This window comes from Yersinia nurmii (genome assembly GCF_001112925.1).
Taxonomy (GTDB): domain Bacteria; phylum Pseudomonadota; class Gammaproteobacteria; order Enterobacterales; family Enterobacteriaceae; genus Yersinia; species Yersinia nurmii.
Window position 1 is genome coordinate 54,283 of record NZ_CPYD01000007.1, and the last position, 21,724, is coordinate 76,006.

A 21,724-nucleotide genomic window follows, 5' to 3' on the forward strand; every position below is an offset into this window, starting at 1 on the left:
TCATACCGAATACATGCTAAATCTCTACGCGGCGCTTAGTTTCATTATGTATTAGAGAATAGGAATAGCCGCCTTTCTCTACCTGTAATAAGCGGCTATTGGCTGGCGAAAGCGGCATTAGATTAATAGTAAACGGTGCTAATTTACCTAATACCTAATACCTAATGCCTAATGCCTAATGCCTAATGCCTAATGCCTAATGCCTAATGCTTAATGCTTAATGCTTAATGCTTAATGCTTAATGCTTAATGCTTAATGCTTAATGCTTAATGCCACAGACTCCAGATTCAAAGTTCACTAGGCATTCACTCGTTGATCTGTAGTAATCTTACGGTCTGAGCTTGGATTTCGGCTGCTTCTTGCTTCATCTTTCCATAACACTGCCTTTAATTAACTGCAAAAGTATTATCAAGCCTACTAATACCTAATCCATTAATTTTCTTAACTTTAATTTGCACCGGGATGCGTTCTTTCATTGCCTCGACGTGGCTGATCACACCGATGGTTTTGCCCGTTGCATTCAGGCTGTCGAGAGCATCTAGCGCGGTATCCAGCGTTTCGGCATCCAAAGTACCAAAGCCCTCATCAAGGAACAGCGAATCAATACTGGTTTTATGGCTGACCAGATCGGAAAGGGCTAATGCCAGAGACAGGCTGACCAGGAAACTTTCACCTCCTGAAAGCGTGCGGGTATCCCGAACGGCATCGGCCTGCCAGGTGTCTACGACCAGTAACTCCAGTGCATCATTGCTTTTCCGTTGGAGTAAATAGCGGCCATGCAGCCGGTTAAGCTGGTTGTTAGCCAGATAAACCAGATGATCGAGAGTCAAACCCTGAGCAAACTTACGGAATTTATCGCCTTCCTTTGAACCGATAAGTTGATTGAGGTAACTCCAGTCGTCGTATTGTTGCTGGTTATGTTTTATCTGCTCGAACAGGGCTGATTGGCTGGCTCGTCGATGTGTATCGCTCTCTAACTGATTACGCAGTTCCCCTTGACGCAGGGTGTTAGCTTTTAGCTGCAGAGCCATCTGCTCTGTGATTCCTTGCCGCTCGCATAAATCGCTGTGTGGGTCGATACCCAACGGGCAGTGTTTCATGTGTTGGTTTAGATTGTCATTCGCTTGTTGTAGGCGGATCTGTGCTCGCTGCAAGCGTTCATTCAACTGCTGTTGCAACTGGAGTAAAGAGTGGCGCTGGCTTTCATCTAATAAAGCTGCGGCAAACGTGACTTCAGTATCAAACACGCTCGCGGCAAGAGCCTGTTGGAATTCGGCCTGAGTTTGGCTGGCCTTCTGCTGATATTGCTTCAACTGCTGTTCCAGTTGAGCTAATTCACCGCCTAATCGACTCAACTGAGACTGCAACTGTTGCAGTGCTTCGGCGGCGGCCTGTTGCGCTAGCTCGACTTGCTGTTGTTCTGCTCGCAGTTTTTGCCGTTCGTCTGCAACAACCTTATCGCCAAATAGTCTGTGGCGTTGTTGAATATATTGCTGTAACGCACGGTGTGCCTGACTGAGCTTTTGCTCTAGATTCAATAATTGGTCGTGGTACTCTTTTTGGTGCTGGCGCTCGCTTTCTATCCGCGTTTCCAGCGTTTTTTGTTGTAATACCAGCTGTTGCTGAAGCTGCTGGTTCTGCTGCCAGCGCTGCCATTCATATTCCCGTAGATCTAGCCACTCAGTTTGCTGCTCCGGCTCAGGCTGCTGTAGATCGAGCTTGATTAATGTATTGAGGAAATCCTGTTGCTGTAGTCGATATTCGTCCTGCTGACGCTGGTCGGTCTGCTGTAACTGCAGCTGAGCTTGCTGAATGTTTTGCAGGCGTTGTTGTTGCAGGCCGACTTCATTCAGGTTCTTCTGCTGATTCTGCTCGGCTTGAACCAATGTGTCTTTTGCCTGCTGATATTGTTGGTTGAGTTGCTCAAATTCGGACAGTTTCTGCTGACATTTTTGCTCTTCCTGCTCCTGTTGATCTAGCCACGCAGTTAACTGCGTCGGTTCATCCAGCGTGAAATTCAGAGCTAACCGCGCGGTCAACGCCAGCCAGTTTTGCTGGTGTTCAGCTAACTGCTGACCACTTTGTAGTAATTCTTGTTCCAGACGTGATTTTTGCTGCTGCAGATTTTCTTTTTCGGCTTTTAATCCGCTGCCCGTCTTAGACAGCTCATCAACCTGTGCGCGTAATGTCTCCACGCGAATCGCAGTTTCGGACGGTTTTACTGCTTGATATTCAGCTATAGCCGGGTGTTCAAGGGAGCCGCACAGTGGGCAGGCTTCTCCTGACTGCAATTGGGCTCTTTCTGCTGCCAATGTCACAATCTGTTTTTCGCGATCCCATAGCGTTTCCAAATCAGCAAGGTGCTGTTTTTGTTGGGCGTATTGCTGTCTTTTTTCTACCAACTGCTGCTCGAGTTGTGACAGTTTCTGGTTTTGATCAAGCAGATATTGTTGGTTTTTCTGGTGTTGGGCCTGTAGCTGTAAAGCCAGAGGTGATAAGGCAGCGAGCCTCTGGCGGGTATTTCTTTGCTCGCTAAGTTCAGCAAACCGTTGACGCAATTGTGCCTGAGGGTGCTGTTTTTCCAGCGCCTCCAGCCGTTGTTTGCTGGCTTCAGCCTGAATTGTGGCTTGCGCCAATGTTGCCTGCTGCTGTTCGCACTGAGCTCTGAGTACGGCGAGTTTCTGTTGCAACTCAACGATATGTGTCGCTTGTTGTTGTAAAACTTGCTGATTATCAGCGAGTTGTTGACGTTGGCTGCGCTGTTGACGGAACTGTTCTTTCCATAGCGGCAGATGCTTTTCCCAATGTTGATGATGAGTATTTTGCTGAACGTAGTCAGCTAGCTGTTGCAGCCCCTGATGTGTTTCCACTAGCAGGCGTTCATCTTGTTCAAGCTGTTGCTGGCTTTTCTGCGTTTTATTCTGCTGTTGAAGTTTCTCCTCATCGAGTTGCGACAAGGTTTTCCGTTGTTCGGCAATATGGTTGTCTAACGGAATGATATGCTGTTCAATCAGGGTTTCCAGCTCGCGCTGCCGTTCAACATGCTGTAGCCGGGCGCTGGTGGCCTGTTCCAAGGCTAGCGTCAGCGGCGAGAGCCGCAGCTGTTGTTGCTGTTGCTGCTGTTTTAAGGTCGCGATATGTTGCAGCGCTTGCCGCAAATCTTGCTGGCAGCGATTCCGTTCTTGTTGCAATGGGCGCAGTTTTTCTGCGGGTTCACTGCGCGCCAAACGTTGGAGATCGGGCTGTGCCTGTTGATACTCTTCTTCTAGCTGCAGATGTTGTTGAGCGAATTGCTGCACATTATGTTGCAACTGGCGCAAAGTCGTAATCCAGGCGACCTGATTTTGCAGGTTAAGTAATTCGACGCTGAACTGTTGTTCCTGCTGATGCAGTGTGTCTAACTGTTGTTGTAAATCCTGCCGCTGTTCTTCATTCAGCAGTTCAATGCCATTGGCTCGTAAATATAAGGCATCCAGTTCGGCTTTAGCCTGTTTATGCTTTTCAAAGACCTGCTCGGATAAGCGACCGTAAATTTCTGTGCCGGTTAATTCTTCCAGCAGCTCGGCGCGATCGTTAGCATCGGCGTTCAAAAAGGCGGCAAATTGCCCCTGAGATAGCATCATGGATTTAGTGAAACGGCCGAAATCCAGCCCGGTAATCGAGGCGATAAGTGACAATTTATCACCGACTTTATCCGCCAGTATTTTACCGTCCGCGCATAGGGCTAACTCAACTTTAGGGGCTTGCAGATTGCCTTCAGGAGAGTTTTTGGCTCGTCGCTGGCTCCAGAATGCGCGATAGCTGACACCTTTTACCTCAAATTCCACTTCCGCCAGTGACTCAGCGGTGTGGCGTGTCATTAGCTCATTTTGGCTGGGTGAGACTTTTATCCGTGGTGTTTGGTGGTACAGCGCTAGGCAGATCGCGTCGAGTAACGTTGTTTTTCCCGCGCCGGTTGAGCCAGTAATGGCGAAAAGACCGTTACTGGCAAAAGGCTCGGCGGTAAAATCAATCTTCCACTCGCCTTGTAATGAGTTAATGTTTTTTAGGCGCAGGCTTAAAATTTTCATACTTATTCTTCTCTTGCATCGGCATTCAGCGTGACTTCATCGACAACTTGTTGAAACATTTCTCGCATTTTCTGCTGTCGTTGTTCTGTTAGCTCCGTTTCTAACGCGAGGCGACGTTCGAAGACGTCGCTAACGCTTAGCTCATTCAACGTTTCTTTCTCTTGCTGATGAATACTGCTTTGGCGCTGCTCTTTACTGCGGCGCAGGAGTACCACTTCAACCGGGAGATTCTCCGTTAATGCCTGAATGCGTCGCTGAATATCGCTGAGATAGTCTTGGGTGGCCACTTCAATATCCAGCCATACCGGCGGACCGGGAAGCTGGCTAAAAGCAGTGAGCTGTTGCTCTATCTGCCGTAAATCCCCTTTGATTAATTGCATCGGTTGCCACTGTGGGACAGCCAGAGTTTCGACCCCGGCAAGGCTTTGCCCAGAGAATTCCACCAAAAATACGCTTTTCTCTTTATTCAGTTCATCAAAACTGAGAGGAATCGGGGAGCCGCTATAGCGAATATGTTCTGACTTTGCTACCTGCTGAGCGCGGTGGATATGGCCCAGAGCAATATAATCAGCGGGTGGGAAAGCCTGAGCAGGGAAGGCGTCAAGCGTGCCGATATAAATGTCTCTAACTGAGTCGGAGGTGCTGACGCCTACGGTAGTTAGGTGACCCGTGGCGATAATGGGCAAGGGTAATGCTAGCCGTTCGCGCAGGCTGATGGCCATGTTATAAAGCTGCTGATAATGTGCTGCAATGGCTTCTTGTAGTGCTAATTGTTTTTGCGATCCGGACTCTCCTGCTTGACTGGCAATCAGATCTCTTGGGCGTAGAAAAGGGATCGCACACAGAATGGCTCCGGGCTGATCTTCACGATCGTTTAGAACGAAAACCTGTTGCTCCAGATCGCTGCTAGCGTGGGCAATCACTTTGGTATTGAGATAGGCCAGCAGTTCGCGTGACTCATTTAACGTTGCGACAGAATCATGGTTGCCGCCAAGAACCACTAACTGACAGCCCGTAGGCTGAAGATCGACCACAAAGCGGTTATATAACTCACGGGCGTAGCTTGGTGGCGAACCTGTGTCGAAGATATCGCCGGCAACAATTAGCGCATCAACCTGATGTTCTTCAACTTTTTGGATAAGCCAGCGTAAAAAGGCCTGATGCTCCGCCGCCCGGCTCTTGGTGAAGAAATACTGACCTAAATGCCAGTCTGAGGTATGAATAATGCGCATAAAACTCCCGCGAGGGCAGGTTAACAATGGGGCTGATTATAAACGTTGAGAAGGGGATGTCGCGGTTAAAAAGGGGGATTGGTTGAAATCCCAGAACGGCTTCGCAAAGTTGCTGAAATAACCTTGCAACACCCTTTCGGTTAACCGCTATGCTTATTGGCTGCAAAGGGATGGTTTTTTTCATAAAACTGTCATAAAACTGACGCATAATGGCGCTGAAATCAAATAGCAACCGCTAACATATTGGCAGGATTGACGATGGCAAGACGCATACTGGTGGTGGAAGACGAAGCGCCGATTCGCGAGATGGTGTGTTTTGTGTTGGAGCAAAACGGCTACCAACCGTTAGAAGCCGAAGATTATGACAGCGCGGTTACGCGTTTGTCTGAGCCTTTCCCTGATTTGGTACTGCTAGACTGGATGTTGCCAGGCGGCTCTGGGATTCAGTTTATTAAGCATATGAAACGTGAAGCCATGACCCGGGATATTCCGGTGATGATGCTGACCGCCCGTGGTGAAGAAGAGGATCGGGTTCGTGGGCTGGAAGTGGGAGCCGACGATTACATTACCAAGCCGTTTTCTCCCAAAGAGCTTGTTGCTAGAATTAAAGCGGTGATGCGCCGAATTTCACCGATGGCTGTGGAGGAAGTGATTGAAATGCAAGGGTTAAGTCTCGATCCTTCTTCTCATCGGGTCATGGCTAACGAAAAAGCGTTAGACATGGGGCCAACCGAGTTTAAATTACTGCATTTCTTTATGACTCACCCAGAGCGGGTTTACAGCCGCGAGCAGTTGCTAAATTATGTTTGGGGCACTAACGTTTATGTGGAAGACCGCACTGTTGATGTCCATATCCGCCGTTTACGCAAGGCGCTTGAATCCGAAGGGCATGACAAAATGGTGCAAACCGTCCGGGGCACCGGATACCGTTTCTCAACGCGCTATTGAGTCTGTAGTGCCGGAGAATGTGTCGTGCTAGAACGCTTATCATGGAAAAGGCTGGCTATTGAGCTGGCACTTTTTTGTCTGCCCGCGCTATTACTCGGGCTTTTCATTGGTTATCTCCCCTGGCTATTACTGGTTTCAGTATTGGCAGCGCTGATCTGGAATTTTTATAATCAGCTTAAACTTTCTCATTGGCTATGGTTAGACCGAAGCATGACGCCGCCGGCCGGACGCTGGAGCTGGGAGCCGTTGTTTTATGGTCTTTATCAGATGCAACTGCGTAATCGGCGGCGGCGGCGTGAGCTGGCGCTGTTGATCAAGCGTTTCCGCAGCGGCGCTGAATCATTACCCGATGCGGTGGTCATGACGACCGTAGAGGGAAATATCTTTTGGTGTAATGGGTTAGCTCAAAATTTACTGGGCTTTCGTTGGCCGGAAGATAACGGTCAGCACATTCTTAACCTGCTGCGTTACCCGGAGTTTACCTATTATCTGCAACAGCAGGAATTCAGCCGCCCATTGACCGTGCAGCTAAATAATGGCCATTACGTTGAGTTTCGCGTTATGCCTTATTCGGAAGGACAATTACTGATGGTGGCGCGAGATGTCACGCAGATGCGTCAACTGGAAGGCGCGCGGCGAAATTTCTTTGCCAACGTTAGCCATGAATTACGGACGCCGTTAACTGTACTGCAAGGCTATCTGGAAATGATGCACGATCAGGAACTGGACCCGGCATTGCGCAATAAGGCCTTGAATACCATGCAAGAGCAGACCAAACGGATGGACGGTTTGGTGAAGCAATTATTGACGTTATCAAAAATCGAAGCAGCACCTAATGTGGATATGAATGAGCGAGTGGATATTCCACTGATGCTGAAGCTCTTGCAGCATGAGGTTCAGGCGTTAAGCAGCGGTCGCCATGAGATTACTTTCCGCGTGAATGAACAGCTTAAAGTGTTTGGTAATGAAGACCAGTTGCGCAGTGCCGTATCTAATTTGGTGTATAACGCGGTCAATCACACGCCAGCCGGTACAAAAATCGAAGTGTGCTGGCAATTGACGCCACAGGGCGCTCAGTTTCAGGTCAGTGATAACGGACCGGGTATTGGGCTGGAGCACGTTCCTCGTCTTACTGAGCGTTTCTATCGGGTAGATAAAGCCCGTTCGCGGCAAACCGGTGGAAGTGGGCTTGGGCTGGCGATTGTTAAACATGCGCTGAGTCACCACGATGCGCGTTTAGAGGTAATGAGTGAAATCGGTTTGGGGACGCGTTTTGTCTTTACCATACCGAAGCGATTGATTGTTCCTACGGTTTTAGCTGAGAATGCGGTCAAAACCTAGGCTTGACGGACGATATTCTGATGATGAAATGGAGCAAAACGGCGTTACTGAGCGCAATGTTATGGGTCAGCACACCGGTTTTTGCTCAGGCACCGGTTGGGATGCTTTCCGGTAACCTTTCCAGCGTAGGCTCTGATACGCTGGCGAATCTGATGTCTCTGTGGGCGGAAGATTTCAATCATCAGTATCCGAGTATTAATCTGCAAATTCAGGCCGCCGGCTCGTCAACCGCACCGACGGCTCTGGCCGCTGGCGCAGCACAGCTTGGCCCGATGAGCCGTCCGATGAAAGCCGCCGAGATTGCCGCTTTTGTTCAGCGCTATGGATACCCTCCTTTAGCCGTGCCAGTGGCGGTGGATGCGCTGGTGGTTTTGGTACATCAGGATAATCCGCTGGCGGGGCTGAGTTTGTTACAGCTGGACGCCATTTATTCGCAGAATCAATTGTGCGGTGATAATAAGCCAGTAAATTTTTGGGCTGATCTTGGGCTGAAAGGGCCGTGGGCCGAGCGTTCTCTCCAGCGTTATAGTCGCAACTCAGCTTCCGGCACCTACGGTTATTTCAAACAACGTGCTTTGTGCGGCGGTGATTTTCGCAGCCAGGTCAACGAATTACCTGGTTCAGCTTCGGTGGTTCAGGCTGTCGCAACCTCGCTGAACAGTATCGGTTATGCCAGCATTGGTTTTCGCGCCAGCGGTGTCAGATTATTGCCCTTGTCGGTATCCGGGCAGGATTACGTCATGCCAACCGCCGAAAATGTTCGAAATGACCGCTATCCCTTGTCCCGCTACCTTTATATCTATGTCAATAAAGCGCCGGATAAACCTCTGGAACCGCTAACGGCGGCGTTCTTGCAGCGAATTCTATCTCCGGAAGGGCAAGAACTGGTGAGCCGTGACGGCTATCTACCCTTGTCGCCAGAAAGCTTGAAAAAGGCCCGTTCAGCGCTGGGGTTTACCCACTAACTTAGTTGTATGTGAATTTATTTCATATGCAGTGAAAATTCCTCTATTGAATCAAAATCAGTGAGATGAGACTCTCCAGTTAATTCATTTGGACGTCTGGATGTCTATTTGTAACTCAAAGAAACTATCCATTCGGTAAATTTTTTGTGCCGTGGCGGTTTTAGTCGGCGGTATAAGGTCTGGAGCCTGTTATGCCAAGAACTCCCCCTGCTTTTCGCGCCGATGTTGTCGGCAGTTTGCTGCGCCCTGCCGCTTTGAAACAGGCGCGCCAGCAGCACCTGAACGGTGATATTAGCGCTAGCCAGTTACGCGAAATTGAAGATAACGAAATCAGGCACATTGTGGCAAAGCAGCAGGAGGTAGGGTTGCAATTGGTGACCGACGGCGAATTTCGTCGGGCTTGGTGGCATTTCGATTTCTTCGAAGGTTTGGAAGGTGTTGAAGGTTACGATGTCGAGCAGGGCATTCAGTTTAACGGTGTTCAGACGCGCGCTCGCAGTATCAAAGTGGTTGGCAAACTGGGCTTTAGATCCCATCCAATGGTGGAGGATTTTCGTTTTCTGCAAAGTATTGCCGGAAATTCCGTGGCTAAAATGACTATCCCCAGCCCGAGCGTGCTGCATTTTCGCGGTGGTCGTAACGCTATCGATAAGCGGGTTTATCCCGATCTGAGTGCGTACTTTGACGATTTAGCACAGACCTATCGGGATGCTATTCAGGGCTTTTATGATGCGGGCTGCCGTTATTTACAGCTGGACGATACTGTGTGGGCCTATCTGTGTTCGGACGATCAAAAGCGTCAGATCCGGGAGCGTGGTGAAGATCCAGAGCAGTTAGCACAGATTTATGCTCAGGTGCTCAATAAGGCACTGGCAGGCAAGCCGGCGGACCTGACCATTGGCTTACATGTGTGCCGCGGTAATTTCCGCTCGACTTGGATTTCAGAAGGCGGTTATGAGCCAGTAGCGAAAATTTTGTTTGGTGAAGTTAACGTCGATGCCTTTTTCCTTGAATATGACACGGAGCGTGCCGGCGGTTTCGGCCCTCTGCGCTTTATCAAACCGGGACAGCAACAGGTGGTTCTGGGGCTGATTACCTCGAAAAATGGCACCTTGGAACAACCGCAAGCGGTGAAAGAACGTATCGCCGAGGCGGCCAAATTTGTCGATATTGAACAACTCTGCCTTAGCCCTCAGTGTGGTTTCGCTTCGACGGAAGAAGGCAATAGTCTGACGGAGCAGGATCAGTGGAAAAAACTCAAGCTGGTAGTCGATATTGCTAACGACGTTTGGTGAGTTTTTGGGCGGTGAAGGCCGCCCAATGCTAATAATTGATTAAAAATGATACAAATCATATGGCGTGTATTTCTCAATAACCGACATGTTCAACTAGTATTGAAGAATTATCTGGTTGATGACTCTGCTTTTCCGATCCAGACTTGCCTTTCTCCGCTATAAACGTTCTACTTAGCCCCCGTTGTTGGTTTATTCCATCTGCATATAACTTCAAAAACACTGCAAATCATCGAAACCGATTAGTCGGAAATTAGCGCTCTCTGTGAAGCGTTATAGCGTTTTCGATCGAGCCGGAAAGACAACAACCCTGGGTTTTCCTTTTTGGTCCTTTTAACTAGGCAACACGACAACCACTATGAGTCATCGTTTATCATCTAAAGACATACTGGCATTAGGTTTTATGACCTTTGCCTTATTCGTCGGCGCGGGCAACATCATTTTCCCGCCTATGGTCGGCCTTCAGTCAGGCGAGCACGTTTGGATTGCTGCACTTGGCTTCCTGATCACTGCCGTGGGTCTGCCGGTCATCACCGTTATTGCATTGGCGCGCGTTGGCGGCGGTATTGATGCGCTGAGTTCGCCAATTGGGCGTACTGCGGGCCTGGTTTTGGCGACCGTCTGTTATCTGGCCGTTGGCCCGTTGTTTGCTACCCCGCGTACTGCGACCGTTTCTTTCGAAATTGGTATTGCTCCGCTGACTGGCGATGGTCCATTGCCGTTGTTTATCTATAGCTTGATCTATTTCGCGTTGGTTATTGGTATTTCACTTTACCCAGGCCGCCTGCTAGACACCGTTGGGCATATTCTGGCTCCGCTGAAAATTGCCGCATTGGCTATTTTGGGCGTTGCTGCGGTTCTGTGGCCTGCAGGCCCGCAGATTCCTGCAACCGAAATCTATCAGCAAGTGCCTTTCTCTTCCGGTTTCGTTAATGGTTATCTAACCATGGATACGCTGGGAGCAATGGTATTTGGTATTGTTATCGTTAATGCTGCACGTTCTCGCGGTGTGGTTTCTTCCGGTTTGCTGACTCGCTACACCATTTGGGCGGGCTTAATCGCCGGTGTGGGCCTGACGCTGGTTTACTTGAGCCTGTTCAAGCTGGGGGGCAGCAGCGGTACGTTGGTACCGGATGCGCAAAACGGCGCGGTGATTCTGCATGCCTACGTGCAGCATACTTTCGGCGGTTTGGGCAGTATGTTCCTGGCGGCGCTAATCTTCATCGCTTGTATGGTCACTGCGGTTGGCCTGACCTGTGCTTTAGCCGAATTCTTTAGCCAATATTTGCCGCTGTCTTACCGTGCGCTGGTATTCATTCTGGGCATTTTCTCCATGTTGGTATCCAATCTGGGGCTGAGCCATTTGATTCAAATTTCCATTCCGGTAATGACGGCGATTTATCCTCCGTGTATTGTGCTGGTGATTCTGAGCTTCACTCTGCGTTGGTGGCGTAATGCCAGCCGGATAGTGGCGCCAACTATGTTGGTCAGCCTGTTATTCGGTATTTTGGGTGGAATCAAGGCGTCGACCTTTGCGCCTGTCCTGCCTGCATGGACTGAACAGTTACCGTTGGCGGATCAAGGCCTGTCGTGGTTGCCGCCTTCCTTGTTGATTCTGGTGGTGGTCGCGGTCTACGATCGCATTTGTGGACGTCAACGAGTTACTGCCAAACAGTAATTGCCACAGAAGAGAGTATCTTTAGCCACGCGCCTTTGCTCGTGGCTTTTTGCTGAAAGAAGACGGGATATTGTTATGGAATTACCAGTCAAAAATAAGCTAAAACGCGGGCTGACTACTCGCCATATCCGTTTTATGGCCCTGGGTTCAGCAATTGGTACTGGCCTGTTTTACGGCTCGGCAGACGCCATCAAAATGGCGGGTCCAAGCGTGTTGCTGGCTTATCTGATTGGCGGCATCGTCGCCTTTATCATCATGCGCGCGCTGGGTGAGATGTCGGTGAATAACCCACAGGCCAGCTCATTCTCCCGTTATGCGCAGGATTATCTGGGGCCGATGGCCGGCTATATTACCGGTTGGACATACTGCTTTGAGATTTTGATTGTCGCTATCGCCGACGTTACTGCCTTTGGTATCTATATGGGCGTCTGGTTCCCAGACGTGCCTCATTGGATCTGGGTGCTGAGCGTGGTATTGATTATCGGCGCGATCAATATGATGAGCGTGAAAGTCTTTGGCGAGCTGGAATTCTGGTTCTCCTTCTTCAAAGTTGCCACCATCATCATCATGATTCTGGCCGGTATCGGCATTATTGTCTGGGGGATTGGCAACGGCGGTCAACCGACGGGAATTCATAACCTGTGGACGAATGGCGGCTTCTTCAGTAACGGTTTTGTCGGCATGATGCTGTCGTTGCAGTTGGTCATGTTTGCCTACGGCGGTATTGAAATCATCGGTATTACCGCCGGTGAAGCAGAAGATCCGAAAAAATCGATTCCTAAAGCGATTAATTCAGTGCCGTGGCGAATTCTGGTGTTCTATGTGGGCACCCTGTTTGTGATTATGTCGATTTATCCGTGGAATCAGGTCGGCACTCACGGTAGCCCATTTGTACTGACGTTCCAGCATTTGGGGATTACTATTGCTGCAGGTATCCTGAATTTTGTGGTTATCACTGCGTCTTTATCGGCAATTAACAGCGATGTATTCGGCGTAGGTCGTATGCTGAACGGTATGGCTGAACAAGGCCATGCGCCTAAAGTCTTCGGTGCGATTTCTAAGCGCGGTGTGCCTTGGGTGACGGTGTTGGTGATGATGGGGGCGATGCTGATTGCCGTTTATCTTAACTACATCATGCCAGAAAATGTCTTCTTGGTGATTGCATCACTTGCGACATTCGCGACCGTTTGGGTATGGATCATGATTCTGTGTTCCCAAATCGCTTTCCGCCGTTCATTGACGAAAGATCAGGTTAAAGCATTGGATTTCCCTCTGCGGGGCGGGGTGTTTACCTCGGTCGCTGGGATTATTTTCCTGCTGTTTATTATCGGCCTGATTGGTTATTTCCCAACGACGCGCATTTCGCTGTATGTCGGCCTGATATGGGTGGCCTTGCTGTTGGCGGGCTACTATTTGAAAGTGCGTTATCAAAAAAAACAGGCGGCGTCGGTAGCCGTGTCTAAATAAAGTTCGCCGATTGAATACATCCCATAAAAAAACCGGGCTAATAACCCGGTTTTTTTATGGGTGACATTTTAGTGAGTTCGGTTAATTTGCGGCAGTTTTTCGATTTTTTTACAAAGAGATAAAACCCCATCTTCGACCTGCTGTGGATACTTTAAGCTGAGTGATTCCGCTACTTTATGCGCCAGCTGGCTATAAAGCTGAATACTGGCGTAAAAGGCTCGGCGGGCGCTGTCCGCATCAAATTGACCAAAGGTCTGGTGCAGCTCTTGCCATATGTGTGGTGCCAGCCACTGCGGCATATGGCTACCTTGATGCCAGGTATCTACGCCCGATGTTGATGTTGCCAGTGCTTGCCATTCCATCATCTGTAGTAATAGCTCCTTCATGGTCCAGTCGCGTAGTTTGACTGTCCATAACTCCCCACGGTACAGATATTTAGGAATATGAGCGGCTTCAAACCAGAATTCTTCGACGCTGGCCTGAAACTGTTTTTGAGTGGGCAAGGAGGGTTGCTGGCTTATTCCGCTGGCGGCAGGTAACTGAGAAGCAACGCCATTTTTATCCAGTAAAGTCCGATAACCTCGCTCGTATAGCGAATCCAGCGTTGAGGCATCGATCATGGTTTGCAGCCGCGTGCTATCTGCGAGGGTAAAATCCACCTTAGTTCCATCGCGATAGAACACCAGCCGGGTTGCCCACGCCTGATTTTCATCGGGATCGAGCGGGAGACAGGTAAGGATGTCTCCGATCTCGCCGATCCAGTCGCTATTTTTCAGTAGATCCTGTGGTCGTTCGGCAATGATTTCAATATCGATATCTGAAAGCTCGTCGATCATCCGATCCTCACGCGCCAGCGAACCGGTCAGAATCAGTGCGGTAATATCTGAGCGCTTATTGGCCCAATCAATAATTTTATCCAGATAATCCGTTACGCCCACGGTGTTCTCCCTGTTATTTATTTTGTCATCAGCGGGCAGTATACCTGAGATAAAGCTTGTTTCTGCTTCCTCATCCCCCCGGCTCCTCCCTGATATTTACGCTGACAGATGAGGGGATTGCATCAGCAACATGGCATCGTTGGCATATTGAGATATTGGGTCACTTTATCGATGCTATAGGCACTACAGGGCCAGATTGCGCGATAATTATGCTTAAAAGTGGAGAGTTATATGCTAAGTGGTTGGCATTTACCGGTCCCCCCTTACATACATTTGCGTAATGAGGCATTACACATCAGTTTATGGTTACAGGGTGATGACTTACCGGAGCAGGTTTTTCTGCGCTGTGAGCCGGATAATGAAGAGTGGCTGCTGACAATGAAAGGTCGCGATCACGATGGTTTTCGCCGTTATCGTGGGACTTTGCCACTGCGTGAAGGGCAGCCGACTCGTCGCTATTGTTTTAAATTACTCTGGGCCGATCGCCAGCAATGGTTTAGCCCGCTGGGTTTTTCGGTCGTGCCTCCGGCTCAGCTGGCGCAGTTTGCCATTGAGGTACCTGACGCGGGGCCGGATTGGGTTACCGATCAAATTTTTTATCAAATATTTCCCGATCGTTTTGCCAGCAGTCAGGGCAGCCATTGCGTGCAGAACGGTAGCTATTTCCACCATGCGGCCGGTTGTCCGGTGGTACGGCGAGAGTGGGATGAGCCTTTGGAGGATATCCATGCTTCTTCCACGTTTTACGGCGGAGATTTAGCCGGTATTTGCCAAAAATTGCCTTACCTGCAAAATTTAGGGGTGACGGCGCTGTATCTGAACCCCATTTTTACCGCCCCCAGCGTACATAAATACGACACGCAAGATTATTATCAGGTCGATCCCTATTTAGGTGGTAATGAGGCCTTTCTGCAATTACGGGAAAAAACCCGTAGCGTAGGCATCAAGCTGGTACTGGACGGTGTTTTTAATCACACCGGTGATTCCCATATCTGGTTTGACCGGCATCAACAGGGAACTGGCGGCGCCTGCCACGATGTCGCATCGGTTTATCGCGACTGGTTTAACTTCTATCCCGACGGGCAGGCGTTGGACTGGAAAGGCAACCGTAGTCTGCCGAAGCTGAATTTCGCCGCTGATGGCGTGGTTAATCAAATTTACCAGGCTGATGATAGCGTAGTGCGTCATTGGTTACGCCCGCCGTACAGCATCGATGGCTGGCGGCTGGATGTGGTTCATATGCTTGGAGAGCAGGGGGGAGCCAAGGGGAACTTGCGTCATTTAGCGGGAATTTATCAGGCGGCTAAACAAGAAAATCCGCAGGCCTATATTTTGGGTGAGCATTTTGGTGATGCGCGTAACTGGCTACAGGCAGGCGTTGAAGATTCGGCGATGAATTATATGGGCTTTGCGTTACCGGTTCGGGCATTTTTGGCCGGAGTCGACGTTGCGGCTCACCCGATAACGCTGGATGCGGCCGAGTGCGTTCAATGGATGGACGGCTACCGCGCCGGTTTATCCCATAGCTGCCAGCTACGCTTATTTAATCAATTGGATAGCCATGATACCGCACGGTTTATTACTTTGCTGAAAGGTAATAAATGCCGCATGAAAATGGCCTTAGGCTGGTTGTTTAGCTGGATCGGTGTGCCTTGCCTGTATTACGGCGATGAAGTGGGATTAGACGGTGAAAACGATCCTTTCTGCCGTAAAACCTTCCCGTGGGATGAAAGTCAGTGGGATCGGCAACTGCTTGAATTGAGTAAACGCATGATTGCCCTGCGGCGAGAAAGTGTAGCGCTACGGCGCGGTGGCTGTCAGGTAGTGTTCGCCAGTGGTGATTCGCTGGTGTTTGTGCGCACTTATCGGCAGGAGCGAATATTGGTCGCGTTGCAACGCGGTCAGGGTGCTGAAATTTGTTTACCGGAATCGCCGTTGCTAAATGTAGAAAACTGGCGGCGTGAGGAAGGTGATAGCCAACTCATCCTGAACGCGGAGAATGTAAATCTGCAATTGGTTGGGGAAAGTTTCACCCTGTGGCGCGGAGTGGGTAAGTACTGACGCTATGAGTTTGCTATTAAACAGAAGCCCATAATCCACGGTGAAAAACGCCGTGGATTCAAAATAATTGAATTACAGTGACTGATTTCTCCACTTCTTTCCTTGCCGTTTTTGTCCTATGGTGAATATTCCCGCTGCTAATCATTAAGCGTCAATGCGGCAATACGAGTGGAAAAGGATGAGAAATGAGCGTAACTAAAAAAACGGCATTAATTATAGGGGCATCTCGTGGGCTGGGCTTAGGTCTGGTGGATGAACTTAACCAGCGCGGCTGGTCGGTGACTGCCACGACGCGTCAGCACGCCAAAGAAACCGGTGCCAATCACACTCGCTGGCTAGTATTGGATATTAATCAGCCGGCCAGCATTGAGGCATTTTTGCCGCAGATTGCAGGGCATCAATTTGATCTGATTTTTGTGAACGCGGGTGTAGCAGGCCCAGAGCATGAATCTGCTCTTAAGGCGACACCGGAAGAAATTCTGGCCTTATTCCAAACTAATACCGTTTCTCCTATCCGTATTGCCGAGCATTTATTGCCTTATCGTAAGCCACATAACAGCGTATTGGCGTTTATGTCCTCGCAGCTCGGTAGTATTACTAGCAATGAGAGCGGACATAAGCCTTTGTATTCAGCCAGTAAAGCAGCGCTCAATATGATGACTCGTCATTTAGTGGCAGAAACGGCGGATAACTCATTAACGGTATTGTCATTCCATCCGGGCTGGGTAAAAACCGATATGGGCGGTGATGCTGCACCTTTAACCATTAGCACTAGCGTGCGTGGCGTGGTGGATCAGGTTGAGAAGTTAGCAGGTAAGGGCGGTCATGCTTTTATCGATTATCGGGGGCACGCATTGCCTTGGTAACCATTAACCCCATCCATAACGGATGGGGTGTTTTATCAAACAGTCGTTCAGGTGTGAGCCTTTATTTCATTATCTAAATCTAGGGAGATAAATAAGTATAACTTATCAATAACCTATGGCCGCACCTGCCGGACGCCGAACGTCGTTGGCACCGTAGAGATAACCTTCCCGAACTTTGCCTGAAACCGCAGAGTCATTACCTGAATTAGCTGGCGACACGCCCTCTACGTTCGGTAAGCCCACCAGAATCAACTCGGCGGCTCCCCACGGGCTTTGTTCAACCATTTTATAGCCCATTTCCTTCAGGATTTTCAGGCTGTCGGCAGACACACCGCGTTGCTCGTAATACACCTCATCCGGTAACCATTGGTGATGAATGCGTGGCGCATCAACCGCTTCCTGCGGAGCCATACCGTGATCGATAATATTTAGCGCAGTTTGTAGTGTGATAGTAATGATACGCGAACCGCCGGGTGAACCCAGAACCATATAGGTCTTACCGTCTTTAGTCACTAACGTCGGGCTCATAGATGATAGTGGGCGCTTACCGGGGGCAATGGCGTTGGTCGCTCCCTGAACCAGTCCATACAGGTTTTGTTCGCCGACTTTGACGGTAAAGTCATCCATTTCATCATTGAGGAAGAAACCGGTACCCGGTGCGATGACGACTGCGCCAAAGCGGCCGTTCACGGTGTAAGTGGTTGAAACGGCGTTACCTTCATGATCGACTATCGAATAGTGAGTGGTTTCCGGTTTTTCGTGAGGTTGTTTACCGGGCTGAACATTTTCTGACGGCGTGGCTTTTCCCTGCACGATTTGTTTACGAATCTCATCGGCGTAGCTTTTACTGAGCAGGCGATCGATAGGATTTTTAACAAATTCAGGATCGCCGAGGAAGGTGTTGCGGTCCATGTAGGCGTGGCGCATGGCTTCTGTCAGCGTATGAATATAGGCCGCTGAGTTAAAGCCCATGCTTTTCACATCGTAACCTTCGAGAATATTCAGCGTTTCGCACAGGGTTACGCCGCCAGAGCTAGGAGGCGGGGCAGAAACAAATTTATAGCCACGATAGCTACAGGTAACAGGCGCGGTTTCGGTAATTTTATAGTTGGCAAAATCTGCCGCGGTCAGAATGCCACCGCCTTTTTTCGATGCTTCTTCCACTGCCTGCGGAATTTTCCCCTGGTAGAAAGCGTCAGGGCCTTTTTCTGCGATAGCTTCCAACGTATTGGCTAAATCGGTTTGAACCAGTCGATCTCCTGGTTCAAAGGGCGAACCGTCTTTACGCAGGAAAATACGAGCGGACTCAGGATCTTCACGAAAACGCTTGGTAGTGGTATCGAGAATGTCAGTATCAGCACGCGTCAGGATAAAACCTTCACGCGCCAGACGAATCGCCGGTTCCATCACTTGCTTACGCGTTAATTTACCGTATTTCTTCTGTGCGCTGTCCATGCCCAATACGGTTCCTGGAACGCCGGAGGCCAGATAGCCGTACAGACTGGCATCTTTAGTCACTTTACCGTCTTTATCCAGATACATATCGGCGCTGGCGGCGGCTGGAGCCATTTCACGGAAGTTGATAAAGGTGTCTGTACCATCGGCTAAATGAATGGTCATAAAGCCGCCGCCGCCGATATTCCCACAACAAGGATTCACTACCGCCTGAGCGTAGCCCACGGCCACTGCCGAATCGACTGCATTACCGCCCATTTTCAGAATATCAACGCCAACCTGAGAAGCGAGATGCTGAGAGGAAACAACCATGCCATTTTTAGCTTCCACTGCTGGCATAGAGGCTGCGTGTAAGTTACCGCTAACTAACAAGGCTACGACAGTCAAAGGTATCGTCCATTTTTTTAAAAGCATACTGACTCCTGTAATGAGGTATTTTTAATAAATCCCTGACATATCTAAAGGTTAAGTCCCTGGTATTGCCGAGTATTCACAACACCCTTTGTTGCAAACATCACGCCAATTATTTATTTAACAACAAATGATTTGTTTATTAACTAACAAGTTACAGATTAGTTCGGCGCGAACCGTTTTGCAGCTCGGAGAGGGGGACAAATAAAATGACGTAGAAAAAATGTCGATGGGATCACGTTGCACTAAAAAGGAGCGGTAACAAGAAAAGGAGAGAGAGACGGTACAGGGAAAGGTACGGGCGTAAAAAAACCAGTCAGCGTGAACTGACTGGTTGAGATTATTCGATTAATCAGGTCTAACCCAATTTTACTTCGGCTTAATTACAGCTTAGAAGCGTTTTTAGACAGGTATTTTGCTACGCCGTCTGGAGACGCACCCATACCTTCTTGGCCTTTTTCCCACTGTGCAGGGCAAACATCACCGTGTTCTTCGTGGAATTGCAGCGCATCAACCATACGGATCATTTCGTCGATGTTACGGCCCAGCGGCAGGTCGTTAACTACTTGGTGACGAACAACGCCGTTTTTGTCGATCAGGAATGAACCGCGCAGCGCTACGCCAGCATCTGGATGCTCGATACCGTAGGCTTTTTGGATTTCACGTTTGATATCAGCAACCATCGCGTATTTAACTTCGCCGATGCCGCCATTTTCGATAGGGGTTTTACGCCATGCGTTGTGAACGAATTCTGAGTCAAAAGAAACACCAACAACTTCAACGCCGCGTTTCTGGAATTCTTCGTAACGGTGATCGAAAGCAATCAGCTCTGAAGGGCAAACGAAAGTAAAGTCCATTGGCCAGAAGAACAGGACGGCTGGTTTGCCGTTCAGGTGTTTTTTCAGGTTGAAGTTTTCAACGATTTCGCCGTTACCAAGTACAGCAGCCGCAGTAAAGTCAGGGGCTTGACGAGTTACCAGAACCATAAATTACTCCTGTTAATAGGGATGGATTAACGAGTTGGGATAAAACATTCTTCACAGCATAGGGAGTTAGACACAATCAATAAAGGTCTATATACCAATCGCTGTGATAGTTTTTGTCTATCAATAACTTAATTTTATATCTTTTGTCTTGTTAAGATACCCACTTTGACATAAAGAGCAAGTGACTTAAATCAAATAAGCCACACCAGACTCATCGATAGGTTAAATCTGTTTATGCTGCGCTTTGTGCATCATTTGTGGGTAGAACTGCCAGAATACTTGCTCCAGCGGTTGATAATGTTGCTCAATATCGTAAAACGAGCCAGCCAGTGCCGATAGTTTAGGGCGGCGATGCGCCATGCCTTGTAACACATTCGCGATAAAAGGCAGCTCGGCATAGCGTTCCAGCCAACGTTCGGGCCACAGATAGGCGTTCAGATTCTGGAAACGTTCAGGCGTATGCGGGAGCTGCGGAATGATTTGCTGCTGAGCCTGCAAAATAAACTCTGGCAGAGGGATGTCGGGAACCAATTCATCCCAGTGACGTGCCAGAAAATGATCCCACAGAACATCCAGCGTGATTGGCGCAACCCGGCGAAAATCGGGGCTAAAGTAGACTCGCGCCTGCTTAACCTGCGGTAGCGTGTCAGTCATCACATCGACACGGCGATGCATCATGATGCCAGCCACAACCTCTTGGCTATAATCATGCTGTGGGTTGCCGCGAACGAAGTCGGCCATCAGATTGCCCAGTAGCGAGCTGTCGGACAAACTGGCTAAATGAAGGTGAGCTAGAAAATTCATCCGCAGAGTATAATCCAAATAGCAGGTTATCTTGCTTAATTCTTGCAGCCAACCCTTGTCGGCTCTAGACTAGGCCGCTTGTTTTTGTCGTCTAAAGTGGAAAACCATGCGTGTTGCCGATTTTTCTTTTGAGCTACCAGAGTCGCTGATTGCTCATTATCCACAGCCCCAGCGTAGTGGCTGTCGTTTGCTATCGTTGGATGGCCCGAGTGGGGAATTAACCCACGGCATTTTTACCGATTTGCTGGATAAGCTGGAAGCGGGCGACCTGCTGGTTTTCAACAATACCCGCGTGATACCGGCGCGCCTGTTTGGTCGTAAGGCCAGCGGCGGCAAGCTGGAAGTGTTGGTCGAGCGAGTGTTGGACGATCATCGAGTACTGGCGCACGTTAGGGCGTCAAAAGCGCCGAAGCCGGGCGCTGAGTTGCTGCTGGGTGACGATGAAAGTATCCGTGCCACCATGCTGGCGCGCCACGATACGCTGTTCGAGCTGCGTTTTGATGAAGAACAGGACGTTTTCAGCATTTTGAATGCGATTGGCCATATGCCATTGCCTCCTTATATAGATCGCCCTGATGAAGATGCCGATCGCGAATTGTATCAAACCGTATACAGTGAGCGTCCGGGCGCGGTGGCTGCACCGACCGCAGGGCTGCATTTCGACGAGCCTCTGCTGGCTGCGCTGCGAGAAAAAGGCATCGAAATGGCCTTCGTCACTTTGCACGTTGGCGCGGGGACCTTCCAGCCAGTGCGAGTTGAAAGTATCGAAGAACATATAATGCATTCCGAATATGCCGAAGTTCCGCAAGAGGTTGTGGACGCGGTATTGGCATGTAAAGCACGGGGTAAAAGAGTGGTCGCGGTGGGAACGACTTCGGTTCGCTCTCTGGAAAGTGCAGCCAAAGCCTGTGAAAATGGCTTGATTGCACCTTTCTTCGGTGATACTCGCATCTTTATTTATCCGGGATATCAGTATCAGGTTGTGGATGCGTTGGTCACTAACTTCCATTTACCTGAATCCACGCTCATCATGCTGGTTTCTGCATTTGCAGGATATAAAAACACCATGAATGCTTATCGACAGGCCGTGGCAGAGCAATACCGATTCTTTAGTTACGGCGATGCGATGTTTATCAGCCGTAACCCACTGGCACCGCAAGAGACGGTTAACCAGTAATTTACAGGCCACACACCTTGTGTGGTCAGGCAA

15 protein-coding genes are annotated in these 21,724 nt (G+C 49.4%); 9 read left to right on the forward strand and 6 right to left on the reverse strand.

Annotated elements, in window-relative coordinates; genetic code table 11:
* Nucleotides 1-386: 386 nt before the first annotated feature.
* Nucleotides 387-4,070, reverse strand: a complete 3,684-nt coding sequence (locus AD970_RS10320) for an SbcC/MukB-like Walker B domain-containing protein (protein WP_049598474.1) — start codon at nucleotides 4,068-4,070, stop codon at nucleotides 387-389.
* Between the two features lie 2 nt (nucleotides 4,071-4,072).
* Nucleotides 4,073-5,302, reverse strand: coding sequence for an exonuclease subunit SbcD (sbcD, locus tag AD970_RS10325; RefSeq protein ID WP_049598475.1), 1,230 nt, complete (start codon nucleotides 5,300-5,302; stop codon nucleotides 4,073-4,075).
* 258 nt (nucleotides 5,303-5,560) lie between these two features.
* On the opposite strand from sbcD, the gene phoB reads away from it, so the two are divergent.
* The 6 genes from phoB to proY all read left to right on the forward strand — a co-directional run bounded on the left by phoB (nucleotide 5,561) and on the right by proY (nucleotide 12,993).
* The gene (phoB, locus tag AD970_RS10330; protein WP_049598476.1) at nucleotides 5,561-6,250 is read left to right on the forward strand and encodes a phosphate response regulator transcription factor PhoB; all 690 of its coding nucleotides are present in this window, start codon (nucleotides 5,561-5,563) and stop codon (nucleotides 6,248-6,250) included.
* Nucleotides 6,251-6,274: 24 nt separating this feature from the next.
* On the forward strand, nucleotides 6,275-7,591 hold the full coding sequence (gene phoR, locus AD970_RS10335; protein WP_049598477.1) for a phosphate regulon sensor histidine kinase PhoR: 1,317 nt from the start codon (nucleotides 6,275-6,277) through the stop codon (nucleotides 7,589-7,591).
* 23 nt (nucleotides 7,592-7,614) lie between these two features.
* The gene (locus tag AD970_RS10340) at nucleotides 7,615-8,556 is read left to right on the forward strand and encodes a PstS family phosphate ABC transporter substrate-binding protein (RefSeq protein ID WP_049598705.1); all 942 of its coding nucleotides are present in this window, start codon (nucleotides 7,615-7,617) and stop codon (nucleotides 8,554-8,556) included.
* Nucleotides 8,557-8,747: 191 nt separating this feature from the next.
* The gene (locus tag AD970_RS10345; protein WP_049598478.1) at nucleotides 8,748-9,851 is read left to right on the forward strand and encodes a cobalamin-independent methionine synthase II family protein; all 1,104 of its coding nucleotides are present in this window, start codon (nucleotides 8,748-8,750) and stop codon (nucleotides 9,849-9,851) included.
* 355 nt (nucleotides 9,852-10,206) lie between these two features.
* Entirely contained in the window at nucleotides 10,207-11,526 is a 1,320-nt protein-coding gene (gene brnQ / locus AD970_RS10350) for a branched-chain amino acid transport system II carrier protein (RefSeq protein ID WP_049598479.1), read from the forward strand.
* Nucleotides 11,527-11,601: 75 nt separating this feature from the next.
* Nucleotides 11,602-12,993, forward strand: a complete 1,392-nt coding sequence (gene proY / locus AD970_RS10355) for a proline-specific permease ProY (RefSeq protein ID WP_049598481.1) — start codon at nucleotides 11,602-11,604, stop codon at nucleotides 12,991-12,993.
* Between the two features lie 68 nt (nucleotides 12,994-13,061).
* On the opposite strand, the gene AD970_RS10360 is transcribed toward proY, so the two are convergent.
* Nucleotides 13,062-13,931 carry an aminoglycoside 6-adenylyltransferase gene (locus tag AD970_RS10360; protein WP_053215271.1) on the reverse strand — a complete coding sequence of 290 codons (870 nt, stop codon included), beginning with the start codon at nucleotides 13,929-13,931 and terminating at the stop codon, nucleotides 13,062-13,064.
* Nucleotides 13,932-14,162: 231 nt separating this feature from the next.
* Here AD970_RS10360 and malZ point away from each other — a divergent pair, with 231 nt between their 5' ends.
* Entirely contained in the window at nucleotides 14,163-15,992 is a 1,830-nt protein-coding gene (malZ, locus tag AD970_RS10365; RefSeq protein ID WP_049598484.1) for a maltodextrin glucosidase, read from the forward strand.
* A gap of 185 nt (nucleotides 15,993-16,177) precedes the next feature.
* Nucleotides 16,178-16,858 (forward strand): SDR family oxidoreductase, encoded by a 681-nt coding sequence (locus AD970_RS10370; RefSeq protein WP_049598485.1) that lies wholly within the window; start codon nucleotides 16,178-16,180, stop codon nucleotides 16,856-16,858.
* A 105-nt stretch (nucleotides 16,859-16,963) separates the two neighbouring features.
* On the opposite strand, the gene ggt is transcribed toward AD970_RS10370, so the two are convergent.
* The 3 genes from ggt to AD970_RS10385 all read right to left on the reverse strand — a co-directional run bounded on the left by ggt (nucleotide 16,964) and on the right by AD970_RS10385 (nucleotide 20,514).
* Complete coding sequence (ggt, locus tag AD970_RS10375) at nucleotides 16,964-18,727, reverse strand: gamma-glutamyltransferase (protein WP_049598487.1); 1,764 nt, start codon at nucleotides 18,725-18,727, stop codon at nucleotides 16,964-16,966.
* A 380-nt stretch (nucleotides 18,728-19,107) separates the two neighbouring features.
* On the reverse strand, nucleotides 19,108-19,710 hold the full coding sequence (locus AD970_RS10380) for a peroxiredoxin C (protein WP_049598489.1): 603 nt from the start codon (nucleotides 19,708-19,710) through the stop codon (nucleotides 19,108-19,110).
* Nucleotides 19,711-19,932: 222 nt separating this feature from the next.
* The gene (locus AD970_RS10385; RefSeq protein ID WP_049598491.1) at nucleotides 19,933-20,514 is read right to left on the reverse strand and encodes an ACP phosphodiesterase; all 582 of its coding nucleotides are present in this window, start codon (nucleotides 20,512-20,514) and stop codon (nucleotides 19,933-19,935) included.
* 106 nt (nucleotides 20,515-20,620) lie between these two features.
* On the opposite strand from AD970_RS10385, the gene queA reads away from it, so the two are divergent.
* A complete protein-coding gene (gene queA / locus AD970_RS10390; protein WP_049598492.1) occupies nucleotides 20,621-21,691 on the forward strand; it encodes a tRNA preQ1(34) S-adenosylmethionine ribosyltransferase-isomerase QueA in 1,071 nt (356 codons plus the stop codon).
* Nucleotides 21,692-21,724 lie beyond the last annotated feature (33 nt).

Coding starts and splice junctions, on each gene's coding strand:
- AD970_RS10340 (WP_049598705.1), top strand. CDS start 7,615: ATGAAATGGAGCAAAACGGCGTTACTGAGCGCAATGTTATGGGTCAGC.
- proY (WP_049598481.1), top strand. CDS start 11,602: ATGGAATTACCAGTCAAAAATAAGCTAAAACGCGGGCTGACTACTCGC.
- AD970_RS10370 (WP_049598485.1), top strand. CDS start 16,178: ATGAGCGTAACTAAAAAAACGGCATTAATTATAGGGGCATCTCGTGGG.
- AD970_RS10320 (WP_049598474.1), bottom strand. CDS start 4,070: ATGAAAATTTTAAGCCTGCGCCTAAAAAACATTAACTCATTACAAGGC.
- brnQ (WP_049598479.1), top strand. CDS start 10,207: ATGAGTCATCGTTTATCATCTAAAGACATACTGGCATTAGGTTTTATG.
- sbcD (WP_049598475.1), bottom strand. CDS start 5,302: ATGCGCATTATTCATACCTCAGACTGGCATTTAGGTCAGTATTTCTTC.
- AD970_RS10385 (WP_049598491.1), bottom strand. CDS start 20,514: ATGAATTTTCTAGCTCACCTTCATTTAGCCAGTTTGTCCGACAGCTCG.
- phoB (WP_049598476.1), top strand. CDS start 5,561: ATGGCAAGACGCATACTGGTGGTGGAAGACGAAGCGCCGATTCGCGAG.
- malZ (WP_049598484.1), top strand. CDS start 14,163: ATGCTAAGTGGTTGGCATTTACCGGTCCCCCCTTACATACATTTGCGT.
- AD970_RS10345 (WP_049598478.1), top strand. CDS start 8,748: ATGCCAAGAACTCCCCCTGCTTTTCGCGCCGATGTTGTCGGCAGTTTG.
- ggt (WP_049598487.1), bottom strand. CDS start 18,727: ATGCTTTTAAAAAAATGGACGATACCTTTGACTGTCGTAGCCTTGTTA.
- AD970_RS10380 (WP_049598489.1), bottom strand. CDS start 19,710: ATGGTTCTGGTAACTCGTCAAGCCCCTGACTTTACTGCGGCTGCTGTA.
- queA (WP_049598492.1), top strand. CDS start 20,621: ATGCGTGTTGCCGATTTTTCTTTTGAGCTACCAGAGTCGCTGATTGCT.